The sequence below is a fragment of the Streptomyces sp. KR55 genome (assembly GCF_052245645.1).
GTDB lineage: Bacteria > Actinomycetota > Actinomycetes > Streptomycetales > Streptomycetaceae > Streptomyces > Streptomyces flavusporus.
Genome location: NZ_JBQQCE010000195.1, coordinates 1 through 17,019, shown reverse-complemented (window position 1 = coordinate 17,019; position 17,019 = coordinate 1). Strand labels below are relative to the sequence as shown.

At 70.7% G+C, this 17,019-nt stretch carries 15 protein-coding genes; 14 read left to right on the top strand and 1 reads right to left on the bottom strand.

Translation table 11 applies throughout. The annotated features are described in order from the left end of the window. The 6 genes from aroC to nusB all read left to right on the top strand — a co-directional run. A partial coding sequence (gene aroC / locus ACTWQJ_RS26655) for a chorismate synthase (RefSeq protein WP_443309094.1) occupies nt 1-700 on the top strand: 700 nt, incomplete at its 5' end. Beyond that, nucleotides 697-2,340, top strand: coding sequence for a 3-dehydroquinate synthase (gene aroB, locus ACTWQJ_RS26650; RefSeq protein WP_443309093.1), 1,644 nt, complete (start codon nt 697-699; stop codon nt 2,338-2,340). The genes aroC and aroB, both read left to right, overlap by 4 nt. Before the next feature lie 163 nt (nt 2,341-2,503). After that, nucleotides 2,504-3,388 carry a Pro-rich N-terminal domain-containing protein gene (locus ACTWQJ_RS26645; protein WP_443309092.1) on the top strand — a complete coding sequence of 295 codons (885 nt, stop codon included), beginning with the start codon at nt 2,504-2,506 and terminating at the stop codon, nt 3,386-3,388. 494 nt (nt 3,389-3,882) lie between these two features. Beyond that, nucleotides 3,883-4,995 carry an aminopeptidase P family protein gene (locus tag ACTWQJ_RS26640; protein WP_443309091.1) on the top strand — a complete coding sequence of 371 codons (1,113 nt, stop codon included), beginning with the start codon at nt 3,883-3,885 and terminating at the stop codon, nt 4,993-4,995. A gap of 62 nt (nt 4,996-5,057) precedes the next feature. Continuing rightward, nucleotides 5,058-5,624 (top strand): elongation factor P, encoded by a 567-nt coding sequence (gene efp, locus ACTWQJ_RS26635; RefSeq protein WP_443309090.1) that lies wholly within the window; start codon nt 5,058-5,060, stop codon nt 5,622-5,624. A gap of 1 nt (nt 5,625) precedes the next feature. Continuing rightward, complete coding sequence (gene nusB, locus ACTWQJ_RS26630; RefSeq protein ID WP_443309089.1) at nt 5,626-6,072, top strand: transcription antitermination factor NusB; 447 nt, start codon at nt 5,626-5,628, stop codon at nt 6,070-6,072. Between the two features lie 169 nt (nt 6,073-6,241). Here the strand turns inward: nusB and bldD are convergent, their stop codons facing one another. After that, on the bottom strand, nt 6,242-6,742 hold the full coding sequence (gene bldD, locus ACTWQJ_RS26625; RefSeq protein WP_129796818.1) for a transcriptional regulator BldD: 501 nt from the start codon (nt 6,740-6,742) through the stop codon (nt 6,242-6,244). Between the two features lie 275 nt (nt 6,743-7,017). Between bldD and pyrR the strand changes: the two genes are divergently transcribed. From pyrR to pyrF, 8 genes are all read left to right on the top strand, one after another. Continuing rightward, complete coding sequence (gene pyrR, locus ACTWQJ_RS26620) at nt 7,018-7,590, top strand: bifunctional pyr operon transcriptional regulator/uracil phosphoribosyltransferase PyrR (RefSeq protein ID WP_385511381.1); 573 nt, start codon at nt 7,018-7,020, stop codon at nt 7,588-7,590. A gap of 90 nt (nt 7,591-7,680) precedes the next feature. Beyond that, nucleotides 7,681-8,658: an aspartate carbamoyltransferase catalytic subunit gene (locus ACTWQJ_RS26615; protein WP_129796816.1), complete on the top strand. Its 978-nt coding sequence runs from the start codon at nt 7,681-7,683 to the stop codon at nt 8,656-8,658. 3 nt (nt 8,659-8,661) lie between these two features. Then, a complete protein-coding gene (locus ACTWQJ_RS26610; RefSeq protein ID WP_443309088.1) occupies nt 8,662-9,948 on the top strand; it encodes a dihydroorotase in 1,287 nt (428 codons plus the stop codon). After that, nucleotides 9,945-10,568 (top strand): PH-like domain-containing protein, encoded by a 624-nt coding sequence (locus ACTWQJ_RS26605; RefSeq protein WP_443309087.1) that lies wholly within the window; start codon nt 9,945-9,947, stop codon nt 10,566-10,568. The genes ACTWQJ_RS26610 and ACTWQJ_RS26605 overlap by 4 nt, the downstream gene beginning before the upstream one ends. Next, the gene (gene carA / locus ACTWQJ_RS26600; protein WP_443309086.1) at nt 10,565-11,707 is read left to right on the top strand and encodes a glutamine-hydrolyzing carbamoyl-phosphate synthase small subunit; all 1,143 of its coding nucleotides are present in this window, start codon (nt 10,565-10,567) and stop codon (nt 11,705-11,707) included. The genes ACTWQJ_RS26605 and carA overlap by 4 nt, the downstream gene beginning before the upstream one ends. Beyond that, nucleotides 11,700-15,008: a carbamoyl-phosphate synthase large subunit gene (gene carB, locus ACTWQJ_RS26595; RefSeq protein WP_443309085.1), complete on the top strand. Its 3,309-nt coding sequence runs from the start codon at nt 11,700-11,702 to the stop codon at nt 15,006-15,008. The genes carA and carB overlap by 8 nt, the downstream gene beginning before the upstream one ends. Nucleotides 15,009-15,063: 55 nt before the next feature. Continuing rightward, entirely contained in the window at nt 15,064-16,170 is a 1,107-nt protein-coding gene (locus ACTWQJ_RS26590; protein WP_443309084.1) for a quinone-dependent dihydroorotate dehydrogenase, read from the top strand. Continuing rightward, complete coding sequence (gene pyrF, locus ACTWQJ_RS26585) at nt 16,167-17,012, top strand: orotidine-5'-phosphate decarboxylase (protein ID WP_443309083.1); 846 nt, start codon at nt 16,167-16,169, stop codon at nt 17,010-17,012. The genes ACTWQJ_RS26590 and pyrF overlap by 4 nt, the downstream gene beginning before the upstream one ends. Nucleotides 17,013-17,019: the final 7 nt, after the last annotated feature.

The window sequence follows — 17,019 nt, the reverse complement described above, 5'->3', positions numbered from 1 at the left end:
CATCGAGATCGTCAGCCATGTCGTGGAGCTGGCGGCGGCCAAGGCCCCGTACGGCGTGTACCCGACCCCGGCGGACGTCGAGAAACTCGACGCGGACCCCGTGCGCTGCCTGGACGCGGACGCGTCGAAGGCGATGGTCGCGGAGATCGACCAGGCCCACAAGGACGGCGACACGCTCGGCGGTGTCGTGGAGGTGCTGGCGTACGGCGTGCCCGTGGGCCTCGGTTCGCACGTGCACTGGGACCGCCGGCTGGACTCCCGGCTGGCCGCCGCCCTGATGGGCATTCAGGCGATCAAGGGCGTCGAGGTCGGCGACGGCTTCGAGCTGGCACGGGTGCCGGGTTCGAAGGCGCACGACGAGATCCTCACCACCGACGAGGGCATCAAGCGGGCCACCGGCCGCTCCGGGGGCACCGAGGGCGGACTGTCGACGGGTGAGCTGCTGCGGGTGCGGGCCGCGATGAAGCCGATCGCGACGGTGCCGAGGGCCCTGCGGACCGTGGACGTCGCCACCGGCGAGGAGGCCGCCGCTCACCACCAGCGCTCCGACGTGTGCGCGGTGCCGGCCGCCGGCATCGTCGCGGAGGCGATGGTCGCGCTGGTCCTCGCGGACGCCGTGGCGGAGAAGTTCGGCGGCGACAGCGTGCCCGAGACCCGCCGCAACGTGCAGTCGTACCTCGACAACCTGGCGATCCGATGAGCGCTCCGCAGGTGGTGCTGGTCGGTCCGATGGGCGTGGGCAAGTCCACGGTCGGGCAGTTGCTGGCCGAGCGGCTGGGCGTCGGCTACCGGGACACCGACGATGACATCGTCGCCGAGCAGGGCCGGTCCATCGCCGAGATCTTCGTCGACGAGGGCGAGCCCGTGTTCCGGGCGCTCGAGAAGCAGGCGGTGCACCGGGCGCTGGCCGAGCACGACGGCGTCCTGGCGCTGGGCGGCGGCGCGATCCTCGACGCGGACACGCGCGCGTTGCTCGCCGGGCAGCGGGTCGTCTACCTCTCCATGGACGTCGAGGAAGCGGTCAAGCGGACCGGCCTGAACGCGGCCCGCCCCCTTCTCGCCGTCAACCCGCGCAAGCAGTGGCGCGAGCTGATGGAGGCCCGCCGGCACCTCTACGAGGAGGTCGCCACGGCCGTGGTCGCCACTGATGGCCGTACGCCCGAAGAGGTCACCCAAGCCGCCCTGGACGCACTGGAGTTGACTGCATTTTCCGGGGGACACCCCCCGGACCCCCGGCCGGAGGACATGATGGCAAGCCAGGTGACAAGGATCCAGGTCGGCGGCACCGCGGGCAGCGAGCCGTACGAGGTCCTGGTCGGCCGTCAGCTGCTCGGTGAGCTCGGCGGGTTGGTCGGCGACAAGGCCAAGCGGGTCGCCGTCATCCACCCCGAGGCGCTGGCCGAGACCGGCGAGGCGCTGCGCGCCGATCTGGCCGAGCAGGGCTACGAGGCGGTCGCCATCCAGGTGCCCAACGCCGAGGAGGCCAAGACCGCCGAGGTCGCCGCCTACTGCTGGAAGGCGCTCGGCCAGTCCGGCTTCACCCGCACGGACGTCGTCGTGGGCGTCGGCGGCGGCGCGACCACCGACCTCGCCGGCTTCGTCGCCGCGACCTGGCTGCGCGGGGTCCGCTGGATCGCGATCCCCACCACCGTCCTGGCCATGGTCGACGCGGCGGTGGGCGGCAAGACCGGCATCAACACCGCCGAGGGCAAGAACCTGGTCGGCGCCTTCCACCCGCCCGCCGGCGTGCTGTGCGACCTGGCGGCGCTGGACTCCCTCCCGGTCAACGACTACGTCTCCGGGCTCGCCGAGATCATCAAGGCCGGCTTCATCGCCGACCCGACGATCCTCGAGCTCATCGAGGCCGACCCGCAGGCCGCCCGCACCCCGGTCGGCCCGCACACCGCCGAGCTCATCGAGCGGTCCATCCGGGTCAAGGCGGAGGTCGTCTCCTCCGACCTGAAGGAATCGGGCCTGCGGGAGATTCTCAACTACGGCCACACCCTCGGCCACGCCATCGAGAAGAACGAGCGCTACAAGTGGCGGCACGGCGCCGCGGTCGCCGTCGGCATGCACTTCGCCGCCGAACTCGGCCGTCTCGCGGGCCGGTTGGACGACGCCACCGCCGACCGGCACCGCACGATCCTCGAATCGGTCGGCCTGCCGCTGCACTACCGCTACGACCAGTGGCCCAAGCTGCTGCAGAACATGAAGGTCGACAAGAAGTCCCGCGGGGACCTGCTGCGCTTCATCGTCCTGGACGGCCTGGCCAAGCCCACCGTTCTGGAAGGCCCCGATCCGGCCATGCTCCTCGCCGCCTACGGCGAAGTGGGCCAGTAAGTCCACAGGGGCCCCATCCGCCCGATTCGCCTCTCCACACCGGGCACTTCGGGCCGTCCCCGGCCGTTCACCAAACGGCGGCCGGGGACGGTACCGTTCGGTAGCGAGCGGGGCCCGCCTCGCTGCCAGCGTCAATTGCCTGTACGAGACGGAGTGGCACCGGATGCAGCACGCAGTGGGGTCTCCGCTGCCGCCGCCCCACCAGCCGGGGCACGGACCGGCCGCCGGCTGGTCGCCGGCCGCGCAACACCCAGGTCCGCACCACCAGGGTTCCGCACCCGGGCCGCAGGGACCCGTCCCTGTGCCCCCGCCGCCCCCGGCCCCCGGCTTCACCGGCGCCCCCTCGGCCCCGGTCCCGCCCGCCTCGCACCCCATGCCTGCGCAAGCCGTCCCGACGGCGCCGGACACCACCGGCCATGTGCCGCTACCGCCCGGCGGCCCCGTCGCCATGCCCAGCACGCCGCCCGCAGCGACCGCTCCCGACCCCGGCACCACGACACTCGCGGTGCTGCTCATCGGCCCCGCCGGCGCCGGCAAGACCAGCGTCGCCAAGTACTGGGCGGACCACCGCCGGGTCCCCACGGCCCACATCAGCCTGGACGACGTACGCGAATGGGTCCGTTCCGGCTTCGCGGACCCGCAGTCCGGATGGAACGACCACTCCGAGGCCCAGTACCGCCTCGCCCGCCGCACCTGCGGATTCGCCGCGCGCAACTTCCTGGCCAACGGCATCTCCTGCATCCTCGACGACGCCGTCTTCCCGGACCGCCCGGTCGTGGGCCTCGGCGGCTGGAAACGGCACGTGGGCCCCGGCCTGCTCCCCGTGGTCCTCCTCCCCGGCCTCGACATAGTCCTGGAACGCAACGCCGAACGCACCGGCAACCGCCGCCTCACCGACGAGGAGGTAGCCCGCATCCACGGCCGCATGGCGGGCTGGTACGGCTCGGGCCTCTCGATCATCGACAACTCCCAACTCGACGTACCCGGCACGGCCCGCGTCCTGGACGAGGTCCTGGCGAGGTCGATCGCATCGCCGCCCAAGTGGTAGCTGACGCGAGCGGTGGGTGACGTAGCCCGGCGTTGACTGGGCGGGTGGGGCGCGCAACCTGGCGCTGACGGGTGCCGCCCGTGCCCACCCGTGCCGCCCTGGGGGTACCTCCCAGGCCCTTGAGGCACTGGGGGAGGCACGACTGCCCGCGGCCTGACGGGCTGGTTGCGGCATGCGTCTGCCCGCGGGTGGGTGGCACGCCACCATGCACCCGCAGCCGCCGATGCACGGGAGCGGGTCGTGGGGGTGCGGCGCAGCCCGCCGCTCAGCCGGTTACCAACGGACGTCCACCGTGGCAGCTGGCGGAGGGGCGCAACCCGCGGCGGGCTCGCCGCACCACCGCGACCCCGACCCACCCACCGGCACAAGCGCCCGCCGCTCAACCGTCGGAGACCCACCCACCGGCACAAGGCGCCCGCCGCTCAACCGTCGGAGACACCCCCACTCGGCCCTCCCAACCGGCGATCACCGCTCACCCCTCGTACGCTCGGCTCATGTCAGAGGTGTACGCGGCCCGCCGAACCCGGCTACGGGAGCGCTGCAACGCGGCCGGCAGCGCAGCGGCGCTGATCTCCCGTCCCGCCAACGTCCGCTACCTCGCAGGAGCGGCACCCCAGCGTGCCGCCCTGCTGATCGGCAAGCGCGAGGACCTGCTGGTCTGCACCGGCCCCCCGGACGAGAAACCGACGGAAGGCCGCCCCGACGAGGCCCTGCCCGTGCACCCCCTGCCCGGCCCCGGCCCCGCCGGTGATCCCGCCGTCGCGGCCGCCGACCTCGCCGCATCCCAGGGCGCCGACTCCCTCGCCGTCGAGGAACACCACCTCACCGTCGCCCGGCACCGCGCCATCCGCTCGGTCGCCCCCCGACTGCGCCTCGCCGATCTCGGTGGCGCGGTCGAGCAGCTCAGGGTCGTCAAGGACGAGGAGGAGATCTCCTGCCTGCGCATCGGCGCCGAAATCGCCGACCAGGCCCTCGGCGAGCTCCTGGAATCCATCCTCGTGGGCCGCACCGAACGCCACCTCGCCCTGGAACTGGAGCGCCGCCTCGTCGACCACGGCGCCGACGGCCCCGCCTTCCCGACCTCCGTCGCCACCGGCCCCAACTCCGGCCGTCGTGGCCACCGCCCCACCGACCGCCGCGTCGAGGAGGGCGATTTCCTCTCCGTATGCCTGGGCGCGACGTACCGCGGCTACCGCTGCGAGATCGGCCGTACCTTCGTCATCGGCACCTCGCCCGCCGACTGGCAGATCGAGCTGTACGACCTGGTCTTCGCAGCCCAGCGCGCCGGTCGGGAGATGCTGGCGCCCGGCTCCGCCTACCGCGACGTCGACCGCGCCGCACGCCAGGTGCTGGATTCCGCGGGGTACGCAGAAGGCCTCCCGCCCCTCACCGGCCATGGCGTCGGACTCGAAATCGACGAGGACCCTCAGCTGGCTCCCTCGGCCATGGGTAAACTGGACGCTTGCGTGCCGGTCACCGTCGAACCGGGGGTCCACCTCCCGGGCCGGGGCGGCGTCCGGATCGATGACACGCTCGTCGTACGCCCCGAGGCGGACGGCGGACCCGAGCTACTCACCATCACGACCAAGGAGCTGCTCGCGCTCTAGCGGCACACCACCGCGGCGCCTGCCCCGGGGTCGTCCACGTCAGTCCAGGAGATTCCGCAACCGTGGCTTCCACGAACGACCTCAAGAACGGCATGGTGCTCAAGCTCGAAGGCGGCCAGCTCTGGTCCGTCGTCGAGTTCCAGCACGTCAAGCCCGGCAAGGGCCCGGCCTTCGTGCGCACCAAGCTCAAGAACGTGCTCTCCGGCAAGGTCGTCGACAAGACCTTCAACGCCGGTGTCAAGGTCGAGACGGCCACCGTCGACAAGCGCGACATGCAGTTCTCCTACATGGACGGCGAGTACTTCGTCTTCATGGACATGGAGACGTACGACCAGCTCATGGTCGACCGCAAGGCCGTCGGCGACGCCGCCAACTTCCTCGTCGAGGGCTTCATGGCCACCGTCGCGCAGCACGAGGGCGAGGTGCTCTTCGTCGAACTCCCGGCCGCCGTCGAGCTGACCATCGCCGAGACCGAGCCGGGCGTCCAGGGCGACCGCTCCACCGGCGGCACCAAGCCCGCGACCCTGGAGACTGGCCACCAGATCCAGGTCCCGCTCTTCATCACCACCGGTGAGAAGATCAAGGTCGATACCCGCACGAGCGACTACCTCGGCCGGGTGACCAGCTAAATTGGCTGCCCGCAACACGGCCCGCAAGCGCGCCTTCCAGATCTTCTTCGAGGGCGATCAGCGCGGCGCCGACGTCCTGACGGTCCTCGCGGACTGGATCCGGCTCTCCCGGACCGACACCCGGCAGCCGCCGGTGAGCGAGTACACGATGCAGCTGGTCGAGGGCTACGCGCAGCACGCGAAGCGGATCGACGAGCTGATCGCGCAGTACTCGGTCGGCTGGACGCTCGACCGGATGCCGGTCGTGGACCGCAACATCCTGCGCCTGGGCGCGTACGAGCTGATCTGGGTCGACGAGACCCCGGACGCCGTCGTGCTGGACGAGATGGTGCAGCTGGCGAAGGAGTTCTCGACGGACGAGTCGCCCTCGTTCGTCAACGGACTGCTCGGCCGGCTGAAGGACCTGAAGCCCTCGCTGCGTCGCACCGCCGAGGACGCCGGGGACTGAGTCACCTGAACGCCTCAGGGCCGCAGCTCGCGCGCTGCGGCCCTGAGGCGTTTTTCGTGTCCTCGGGGTGCTCAGAAGGCCCCGAAGCGCTCAGAACGCCGCCGGGGTGGCCGGAACCATGAAGTTCCGACCACCCCGGCGGCACGTTTCTGCTGAACCCGCGGAGTGCTCAGCCCTCCTCGTGGGACACCGCACGACGCGCGTCCGCATCCAGTACGCCCCAGCTGATCAGCTGCTCGGTGAGGACCGAGGGCGACTGGTCGTAGATGACGGCGAGTGTGCGCAGGTCGTCCTGGCGGATGGAGAGCACCTTGCCGTTGTAGTCGCCGCGCTGCGACTGGATCGTCGCCGCGTACCGCTGCAGGGGGCCCGCCTTCTCGGCCGGCACCGTGGCCAGCCGCTCCAGGTCCAGGACCAGCTTCGGCGGCGGCTCGGCGGCGCCGCCGGGGGTGGTGCCCGGAAGGAGTTCCTGCACGGGTACGCCGTAGAAGTCCGCCAGTTCGGCAAGGCGCTGCACGGTGACGGCGCGGTCGCCGCGCTCGTACGAACCGACCACGACCGCCTTCCAGCGTCCCTGGGACTTCTCCTCGACACCGTGGAGGGAAAGGCCCTGCTGGGTGCGGATGGCCCGGAGCTTGGCCCCGAGCTGTTTGGCGTATTCGCTGGACATATAGCTCCCCGGACACTGTGTCGACGCGGCCGGCTTGTTTCCATGCCGCGCGGCTGGTAACTCACTGTGAGGTTACGCAGCGTTACTCTCCTGCGTCAAGCCGAATGGTCCGCAGCGACTCTTCCGTGGTATCGGCGGTCGACTGCGCCGAGCGGGTGATCCGCGGCCGTCAGGGGGGTGATCAGGGCGGTCGTCCCGGCCTGCTACCGTGGATGGCGCAATCCCGACGTCCTTTAAGGTCCGTCCCGTGAGGCGGAGAAGGAGGTCCGTTTCGTATGGACACGCAAGCGTCCGATGCGCGGCCCGTGCTCGAAGGGCCCGACATCGCGCGGGTACTGACCCGCATTGCCCATGAGATCGTCGAGCGCGCCAAGGGCGCCGACGACGTGGTGCTCCTCGGCATTCCCACCCGAGGCGTCTTCCTCGCCCAGCGGCTCGCTGCCAAGCTCGAACAGATCACCGAGCGCAAGGTCCCGTGCGGTTCGCTGGACATCACGATGTACCGCGACGACCTGCGCATGCACCCGCCGCGTGCGCTGGCCCGCACCGACATCCCCGGTGACGGCATCGACGGCAGGCTCGTCGTCCTGGTCGACGACGTCCTCTTCTCCGGCCGCACCATCCGCGCAGCCCTCGACGCCCTGAACGACATCGGGCGTCCGCGTGCCGTGCAGCTCGCGGTCCTGGTCGACCGCGGTCACCGTGAACTGCCCATCCGCGCCGACTACGTCGGCAAGAACCTCCCCACGTCGCTGCGGGAGACGGTCAAGGTCCAGCTCGCCGAGGAGGACGGTCGCGACACCGTGCTGCTCGGTGTGAAGCAGACCGCCCAGGGCGCGCAGCACTAGCAAACCGGGGCGTACGCCACCGTCGTACGCCTCCGCGCACTCCTGCCCGCCCGAAATCTCCCGAATGAACTGCCTTACGGAGCCTGAAAGATGCAGCGCCATCTCATCTCGGCCGCCGACCTCACCCGCGACGACGCCGTCCTGATCCTCGACACCGCCGAGGAGATGTCCCGGGTCGCCGACCGGCCGATCAAGAAGCTGCCGACCCTGCGCGGCCGCACCGTCGTGAACCTCTTCTTCGAGGACTCCACCCGCACCCGGATCTCCTTCGAGGCCGCCGAGAAGCGGCTGTCCGCGGACGTCATCAACTTCTCCGCCAAGGGGTCGAGCGTGTCCAAGGGCGAGTCCCTCAAGGACACCGCCCAGACCCTGGAGGCCATGGGCGTCGACGCCGTCGTCATCCGGCACGGCGCCTCCGGAGCCCCGTACCGGCTGGCCAATTCCGGCTGGATCGACGCCGCCGTCATCAACGCCGGCGACGGCACCCACCAGCACCCCACCCAGGCCCTGCTCGACGCCTTCACCATGCGCCGCCGGCTCGTCGGCCGGGACGCCGGGCTCGGTCAGGACCTCGCCGGCCGACGCGTCACCATCGTCGGTGACGTCCTGCACAGCCGGGTCGCCCGCTCCAACGTCGACCTTCTGCACACCCTCGGCGCCGAGGTCACCCTCGTCGCCCCGCCGACCCTGTTGCCGGTCGGCGTCGCTTCCTGGCCCTGCGAGGTCTCCTACGACCTCGACGCCGCGCTGCCCAAGTCCGACGCGGTGATGATGCTGCGCGTGCAGCGCGAGCGCATGCACGCCGCGTACTTCCCGACCGAGCGGGAGTACTCGCGGCGCTACGGCCTCGACGGCGACCGCATGGCGCGGATGCCCGAGCACGCCATCGTGATGCACCCCGGACCGATGGTCCGCGGCATGGAGATCACCGCCGAGGTCGCCGACTCCGGGCGCTGCACCGCCATCGAGCAGGTCGCCAACGGAGTCTCCATCCGGATGGCCGTTCTGTACCTGTTGCTCGGCGGCAACGAACCCGCCGTCACCAACACCCGTACCGAGGAGAAGTAAGACATGAGCAAGATCCTGATCCGTGGTGCGAAGGTGCTCGGCGGCGAGCCGCAGGACGTCCTGATCGACGGCGACACCATCGCCGAGATGGGTACCGGTCTGAGCGCCGACGGCGCAGAGGTCGTCGAGGCCGACGGCAAGGTGCTGCTCCCCGGCCTCGTCGACCTGCACACCCATCTGCGCGAGCCCGGCCGCGAGGACTCCGAGACCGTGCTGACGGGTACGCGGGCGGCTGCGAGTGGCGGTTACACCGCTGTGTTCGCCATGGCCAACACCTTCCCGGTGGCCGACACGGCCGGTGTCGTCGAGCAGGTGTGGCGGCTTGGACAGCAGCACGGCTACTGCGACGTCCAGCCGATCGGGGCCGTCACCGTCGGCCTGGAGGGCAAGAAGCTCGCCGAGCTGGGTGCGATGCACGAGTCGGCGGCCGGCGTCACGGTCTTCTCCGACGACGGCAAGTGTGTGCACGACGCCGTGATCATGCGCCGGGCGCTGGAGTACGTGAAGGCCTTCGGCGGCGTCGTCGCGCAGCACGCGCAGGAGCCGCGGCTCACCGAGGGCGCCGAGATGAACGAGGGCGTGGTCTCCGCCGAGCTGGGCCTGGGCGGATGGCCGGCCGTCGCCGAGGAGTCGATCATCGCCCGCGACGTGCTGCTCGCGGACCACGTCGGCTCGCGCGTCCACATCTGCCACCTGTCGACGGCAGGCTCGGTCGAGATCATCCGCTGGGCCAAGTCCCGCGGCATCGACGTGACCGCCGAGGTGACCCCGCACCACCTGCTCCTCACCGACGAGCTGGTCCGGACGTACAACCCGGTCTACAAAGTGAACCCGCCGCTGCGCACCGAGCGCGACGTGCTGACGCTGCGCGAGGCGCTCGCCGACGGCACGATCGACATCGTCGCCACCGACCACGCCCCGCACCCGCACGAGGACAAGGACTGCGAGTGGGCCGCCGCCGCCATGGGGATGGTCGGCCTGGAGACCGCATTGTCAGTGGTCCAGGAGACGATGGTCGACACCGGGCTGCTCGACTGGGCCGGCGTCGCGGACCGTATGTCCTTCACGCCGGCCAGGATCGGGCAGGCCACGGGCCATGGACGTCCCGTCTCGGCAGGTGAGCCCGCCAACCTCACCCTCGTCGACACGGCATACCGTGGATTGGTGGACCCCGCGGGCTTCGCCTCGCGCAGCCGCAACACCCCCTACGAGGGGCGTGAGCTGCCGGGCCGTGTCACGCACACGTGGCTCCGGGGCAAGGCCACGCTCGTCGACGGGAAGCTCACGTGACACCTGTAATCCTGCTGGCCGCCGAGAAGGAATCGGCGGAAGTGACCGACTGGGCCGCCCGCGTCGGCTGGGTGGTGGGCCTCGCCCTGTTCGTCGCGCTGGTCTACTGGCTGATGCGCGAGGGCTGGAAGTGGCGCGGCACCCTCCAGGGCGACCTGCCGGAGCTCCCCGCCCGCCCGTCTCCCGCCACCACCCTCAACGGAGGCGGCAAGCCGCCGCTGCCTGGAATGCCGGATGACCCCGGCCCGGCGAAACTGAGCCTCAGTGGCCGCTACCACGGCTCCACCACCGCCGGTCAGTGGCTGGACCGCATCGTGGCGCACGGCCTGGGCACCCGCAGCCGGGTCGAGCTCACGCTGACGGACGCGGGACTGGATGTCGTACGCCCCGGGGCGACCGACTTCTTCGTCCCTGTGGAGGCCCTGCGCGAAGCGCGGCTCGACAAGGGCATCGCCGGCAAGGTCCTCACCGAGGGCGGTCTGCTGGTGGTGACCTGGGCGCACGGCGACCGGCTGATCGACTCCGGCTTCCGCTCCGACCACGCGGCCGAGCACAACGAGTGGGTCGACGTCATTAACTCCATGATCAAAGCAACCACCACGGAAGGCGCCGAACGATGACGACCTCCACCAGGGGAACCGCGAAGGTTCCTGCCGTACTCGTCCTGGAGGACGGCCGGATCTTCCGCGGCCGTGCCTACGGGGCCGTGGGGGTGACCTTCGGCGAGGCCGTGTTCTCCACCGGCATGACCGGCTACCAGGAGACGCTGACCGACCCGTCGTACCACCGTCAGGTCGTCGTGATGACCGCCCCGCACGTCGGCAACACCGGCGTCAACGACGAGGACCCGGAGTCGAAGCGGATCTGGGTCTCCGGTTATGTCGTACGGGACCCCGCGCGCGTGCCGTCCAACTGGCGCTCCCGGCGGTCGCTGGACGAGGAGCTGCGCAACCAGGGTGTCGTCGGCATCTCCGGCATCGACACGCGCGCGTTGACCCGGCACCTGCGTGAGCGCGGCGCCATGCGCGTCGGCATCTTCTCGGGCAACGCGCTGCCCGACGAGGGCACCATGCTCGCCGAGGTGCGCCAGGCCCCCGAGATGAAGGGCGCGAACCTCTCCGCCGAGGTCGCCACCACCGAGCCGTACGTCGTCCCGGCCATCGGGGAGAAGCGATTCACCGTCGCCGCCGTCGACCTCGGCATCAAGGGCATGACCCCGCACCGGATGGCCGAGCGGGGGATCGAGGTACACGTGCTGCCCGCCACGGCGACCGCCGACGACGTGTACGCCGTGAACCCGGACGGCGTGTTCTTCTCCAACGGCCCGGGCGACCCGGCCACCGCCGACCACCCGGTCTCCGTGATGCAGGCGGTGCTGGAGCGCGGCACCCCGCTGTTCGGCATCTGCTTCGGCAACCAGATCCTGGGCCGCGCGCTCGGCTTCGGCACGTACAAGCTGAAGTACGGCCACCGCGGCATCAACCAGCCGGTGCAGGACCGGACGACCGGCAAGGTCGAGGTCACCGCGCACAACCACGGCTTCGCCGTCGACGCCCCGCTCGACATGGTGTCCGACACCCCCTACGGCCGTGCCGAGGTCTCCCACGTCTGCCTCAACGACAACGTGGTGGAAGGTCTCCAGCTCCTCGACCGGCCGGCCTTCAGCGTCCAGTACCACCCCGAAGCGGCAGCCGGCCCGCACGACGCCGCCTATCTGTTCGACCGCTTCGTTTCCCTGATGGAGGGCCAGCGTGCCTAAGCGCACCGATATCCAGTCCGTCCTGGTCATCGGCTCCGGCCCGATCGTCATCGGCCAGGCCGCCGAGTTCGACTACTCCGGCACCCAGGCGTGCCGCGTCCTGAAGTCCGAGGGCCTCAGGGTCATCCTCGTCAACTCCAACCCGGCGACGATCATGACCGACCCGGAGATCGCCGACGCGACGTACGTCGAGCCGATCACCCCGGAGTTCGTCGAGAAGATCATCGCCAAGGAGCGGCCGGACGCCCTGCTGCCGACGCTGGGCGGTCAGACGGCGCTGAACACCGCCATCTCGCTGCACGAGAACGGAACCCTGGAGAAGTACGGCGTCGAGCTGATCGGCGCCAACGTCGAGGCGATCCACAAGGGTGAGGACCGCGATCAGTTCAAGCTGGTCGTCGACGCCGTGCACCGCAAGATCGGGCACGGCGAGAGCGCCCGGTCCGTGATCTGCCACTCGATGGACGATGTACTCAAGGGCGTCGAGCAGCTCGGCGGCTACCCGGTCGTCGTCCGCCCGTCCTTCACCATGGGCGGCGCCGGTTCCGGCTTCGCGCACGACGAGGAGGAACTGCGCCGCATCGCCGGTCAGGGCCTCACGCTCTCGCCCACCACCGAGGTGCTCCTGGAGGAGTCCATCCTCGGCTGGAAGGAGTACGAGCTGGAGCTCATGCGCGACAAGCACGACAACGTCGTGGTCGTCTGCTCCATCGAGAACTTCGACCCGATGGGCGTGCACACCGGCGACTCGATCACCGTCGCGCCGGCGATGACGCTCACCGACCGCGAGTACCAGATCCTGCGTGACATCGGCATCGCCGTCATCCGCGAGGTCGGCGTCGACACCGGCGGCTGCAACATCCAGTTCGCGGTGAACCCGGACGACGGCCGCGTCATCGTCATCGAGATGAACCCGCGCGTGTCGCGGTCGTCGGCGCTCGCCTCCAAGGCGACCGGTTTCCCGATCGCCAAGATCGCCGCGAAGCTTGCCGTGGGGTACACCCTCGACGAGATCCCGAACGACATCACGCAGGAGACCCCGGCCTCCTTCGAGCCGACCCTCGACTATGTGGTCGTCAAGGCACCGCGGTTCGCCTTCGAGAAGTTCCCCAGCGCCGACTCCACGCTGACGACCACCATGAAGTCGGTCGGCGAGGCGATGGCCATCGGCCGGAACTTCACCGAGGCGTTCCAGAAGGCGCTGCGCTCGCTCGAGAAGAAGGGCAGCCAGTTCACGTTCGTGGGCGACCCCGGGGACAAGGACGAGCTGCTGCGCGCGGCGGTCCGGCCCACCGACGGCCGGATCAACACGGTCATGCAGGCCATCCGCGCCGGTGCCACGCCGGAGGAGGTCTTCGCGGCGACGAAGATCGACCCGTGGTTCGTCGACCAGCTGTTCCTGATCAAGGAGATCGCGGACGAGCTGGCCGAGGCGCCGGAGCTGACCCCCGGCCTGCTGGCCGAGGCCAAGCGGCACGGCTTCTCCGACCAGCAGATCGGCGAGATCCGCGGTCTGCGCGAGGACGTCGTCCGCGAGGTGCGGCACGCACTCGGCATCCGTCCCGTCTACAAGACGGTCGACACCTGCGCCGCCGAGTTCGCGGCCCGCACGCCGTACTTCTACTCCTCGTACGACGAGGAGACCGAGGTCGCGCCGCGTGCGAAGCCCGCAGTCATCATCCTGGGCTCGGGTCCCAACCGGATCGGCCAGGGCATCGAGTTCGACTACTCCTGCGTCCACGCCTCCTTCGCGCTGTCCGACGCCGGGTACGAGACCGTGATGGTCAACTGCAACCCGGAGACGGTCTCCACCGACTACGACACCTCCGACCGTCTCTACTTCGAGCCGCTCACCCTCGAGGACGTGCTGGAGATCGTCCACGCCGAGCAGCAGGCGGGCCCGATCGCCGGTGTCGTGGTCCAGCTGGGCGGCCAGACCCCGCTGGGCCTGGCGCAGGCGCTGAAGGACAACGGCGTGCCGGTCGTCGGCACCCCGCCGGAGGCCATCCACGCCGCCGAGGACCGCGGCGCCTTCGGGCAGGTCCTCAAGGAAGCCGGCCTCCCGGCCCCCAAGCACGGCACCGCCACCCCCCTCGCCGAAGCCAAAGCCATCGCCGCCGAGATCGGCTACCCCGTCCTCGTCCGGCCTTCGTACGTCCTCGGCGGGCGCGGCATGGAGATCGTGTACGACGAGGCCCGGCTGTCGGTGTACATCGCCGAGTCCACCGAGATCAGCCCCTACCGGCCGGTCCTGGTCGACCGGTTCCTCGACGACGCGATCGAGATCGACGTCGACGCGCTGTACGATGGCGAGGAGCTGTACCTCGGCGGTGTCATGGAGCACATCGAGGAGGCCGGTATCCACTCCGGCGACTCGGCCTGCGCCCTGCCCCCCATCACCCTCGGCGGCTTCGACATCAAGCGCCTGCGCGCCTCGACCGAGGCGATCGCCAAGGGCGTCGGTGTCCGCGGCCTGATCAACATCCAGTTCGCGATGGCCGGGGACATCCTCTACGTCCTCGAGGCCAACCCGCGTGCCTCACGCACCGTCCCCTTCACCTCGAAGGCCACCGCGGTGCCGCTGGCCAAGGCCGCCGCCCGGATCTCGCTGGGCGCGACCATCGCCGAGCTGCGCGCGGAAGGCCTGCTGCCCGCGCGGGGCGACGGCGGCGAGCTGCCGCTGGACGCGCCGATCTCGGTCAAGGAGGCGGTGATGCCCTGGACCCGCTTCCGGGACACCTCCGGACGCGGCGTCGACACCGTCCTCGGCCCCGAGATGCGGTCCACCGGCGAGGTCATGGGCATCGACTCCGTCTTCGGCACGGCGTACGCCAAGTCGCAGGCCGGCGCCTATGGCCCGCTGCCCACCAAGGGCCGCGCCTTCATCTCGGTCGCCAACCGCGACAAGCGGTCGATGATCTTCCCGGCGCGTGAACTGGTCGCCCACGGCTTCGAGTTGCTCGCCACGTCCGGCACGGCCGAGGTCCTCAAGCGCAACGGCATCCACGCCACCATCGTGCGCAAGCAGTCCGAGGGCACCGGCCCGAACGGCGAGCGGACCATCGTCCAGCTCATCCACGACGGCGAGGTCGACCTCATCGTCAACACCCCGTACGGCACCGGCGGCCGCCTCGACGGCTACGACATCCGTACGGCAGCCGTGGCGCGTTCGGTGCCGTGCCTGACGACGGTTCAGGCGCTCGCCGCCGCCGTCCAGGGCATCGATGCCCTCAACCACGGTGATGTGGGCGTCCGTTCGCTCCAGGAACACGCGGAACTCCTGACCGCGGCCCGCGACTAGCAGCCCGAGGGGGACACCGGAAACGGTGTCCCCCTCTTCGTGAGGACACTGAGTGATGTACAAGCTGTTCTTCCGTCTGGTCTTCCGACGGATGGATCCCGAGCAGGCCCACCACCTTGCCTTCCGGTGGATCCGCCTCGCCGTCCGCATCCCCGTGCTGCGGACCTTCGTCGCGGCCGTGCTGGCGCCCCGCTACAAGGAGCTGCGCACGGAAGCCCTCGGCCTGCGCATGCACGGCCCGTTCGGGCTCGCGGCCGGCTTCGACAAGAACGCCGTCGCTGTCGACGGCATGGCGATGCTCGGCTTCGACCATGTCGAGATCGGCACGGTGACGGGGGAGCCGCAGCCCGGCAACCCCAGAAAGCGGCTGTTCCGGCTGGTGCCGGACCGCGCTCTGATCAACCGCATGGGCTTCAACAACGACGGTTCCCTGACCGTCGCCGCCCGCCTCGCCTCGCGTACGCCGGTCTTCAGGACGGTCGTGGGCGTCAACATCGGCAAGACCAAGGTCGTTCCGGAGGCCGAGGCCGTCGGGGACTACGTGAAGTCCGCCGAGCGACTCGCGCCGTACGCCGACTACCTGGTCGTGAACGTCTCCTCGCCGAACACGCCCGGGCTGCGCAACCTCCAGGCCGTGGACCACCTGCGCCCGCTGCTCAGCGCGGTCCGCGAGGCCGCCGACCGCCGCGTGGCCGACCGCCGCGTTCCGTTGCTGGTGAAGATCGCGCCCGACCTGGCGGACGAGGACATCGACGCCGTCGCCGACCTCGCCGTCGAGCTCGGCCTCGACGGGATCATCGCCACGAACACCACCATCGCGCGCGACGAACTCGGTTTGAAATCCGAACCATCCCTGGTCAAGGAGGTCGGCGGCCTCTCCGGCGCCCCCCTGAAGGCCCGCTCCCTTCAGGTGCTGCGCCGTCTGTACGCGCGCGTGGGTGACCGCATCACGCTCGTCGGCGTGGGCGGTATCGAGAGCGCCGAGGACGCCTGGCAGCGCATCCTGGCCGGCGCGACGCTGGTACAGGGATACAGCGCCTTCATCTACGCGGGCCCCTTCTGGGCCCGCGCCATCCACAAGGGCCTCGCCGCCCGCCTCCGTACGAGCCCGTACGCCACCCTCGCCGACGCGGTCGGCGCCGACGTAAGGAAGACGGGATGACTCCTCTCGAACCCTTCGGAGCCCGGCTGCGCCGCGCCATGGACGAGCGGGGCCCGCTGTGCGTCGGCATCGACCCGCACGCGTCCCTGCTCACCGAGTGGGGCCTCAATGACGACATCGCCGGCCTGGAGCGGTTCGGCCGTACGGTCGTCGAGGCCATGGCCGACCGGGTCGCCGTCCTCAAGCCGCAGAGCGCGTTCTTCGAGCGCTTCGGATCGCGCGGCGTGGCCGTCCTGGAGAAGGTGGTCGAGGAGGCGCGGGCGGCCGGTGCGCTGGTCGTCATGGACGCCAAGCGCGGCGACATCGGCTCCACCATGGCCGCGTACGCCGAGTCCTTCCTGCACAAGGACGCCCCGCTGTTCTCGGACGCGCTGACCGTCTCGCCGTACCTCGGCTACGGCTCGCTCTCGCCGGCGATCGCGCTGGCGCGCGAGAGCGGCGCGGGGCTGTTCGTGCTGGCGCTGACCTCCAACCCCGAGGGCGGCGAGGTCCAGCACGCCGTCGGCGCCGACGGCCGCACGGTCGGCGCGACGATGCTGGCCCACCTGGCTGCCGAGAACGCAGGGGACGAGCCCCTGGGCTCCTTCGGCGCGGTCGTCGGCGCCACCCTGGGCGACCTCTCGTCGTACGACCTCGACATCAACGGTCCGCTGCTCGCCCCGGGCATCGGGGCTCAGGGCGCCACTCCGGCCGATCTTCCCCGGGTCTTCGGGGCCGCGGTGCACAACGTCGTGCCCAACGTCAGCCGGGGCGTGCTGCGGCACGGACCCGACGTCGGGGCGCTGCGTGCGGCCGCGGACCGCTTCGCGGAGGAGATCCGGGCCGCCGTGACGGCGGCCTGAGCCCTCC

Coding starts and splice junctions, on each gene's coding strand:
- aroB (WP_443309093.1), top strand. CDS start 697: ATGAGCGCTCCGCAGGTGGTGCTGGTCGGTCCGATGGGCGTGGGCAAG.
- ACTWQJ_RS26645 (WP_443309092.1), top strand. CDS start 2,504: ATGCAGCACGCAGTGGGGTCTCCGCTGCCGCCGCCCCACCAGCCGGGG.
- ACTWQJ_RS26640 (WP_443309091.1), top strand. CDS start 3,883: ATGTCAGAGGTGTACGCGGCCCGCCGAACCCGGCTACGGGAGCGCTGC.
- bldD (WP_129796818.1), bottom strand. CDS start 6,742: ATGTCCAGCGAATACGCCAAACAGCTCGGGGCCAAGCTCCGGGCCATC.
- pyrR (WP_385511381.1), top strand. CDS start 7,018: ATGGACACGCAAGCGTCCGATGCGCGGCCCGTGCTCGAAGGGCCCGAC.
- ACTWQJ_RS26615 (WP_129796816.1), top strand. CDS start 7,681: ATGCAGCGCCATCTCATCTCGGCCGCCGACCTCACCCGCGACGACGCC.
- ACTWQJ_RS26610 (WP_443309088.1), top strand. CDS start 8,662: ATGAGCAAGATCCTGATCCGTGGTGCGAAGGTGCTCGGCGGCGAGCCG.
- carA (WP_443309086.1), top strand. CDS start 10,565: ATGACGACCTCCACCAGGGGAACCGCGAAGGTTCCTGCCGTACTCGTC.
- ACTWQJ_RS26590 (WP_443309084.1), top strand. CDS start 15,064: ATGTACAAGCTGTTCTTCCGTCTGGTCTTCCGACGGATGGATCCCGAG.
- pyrF (WP_443309083.1), top strand. CDS start 16,167: ATGACTCCTCTCGAACCCTTCGGAGCCCGGCTGCGCCGCGCCATGGAC.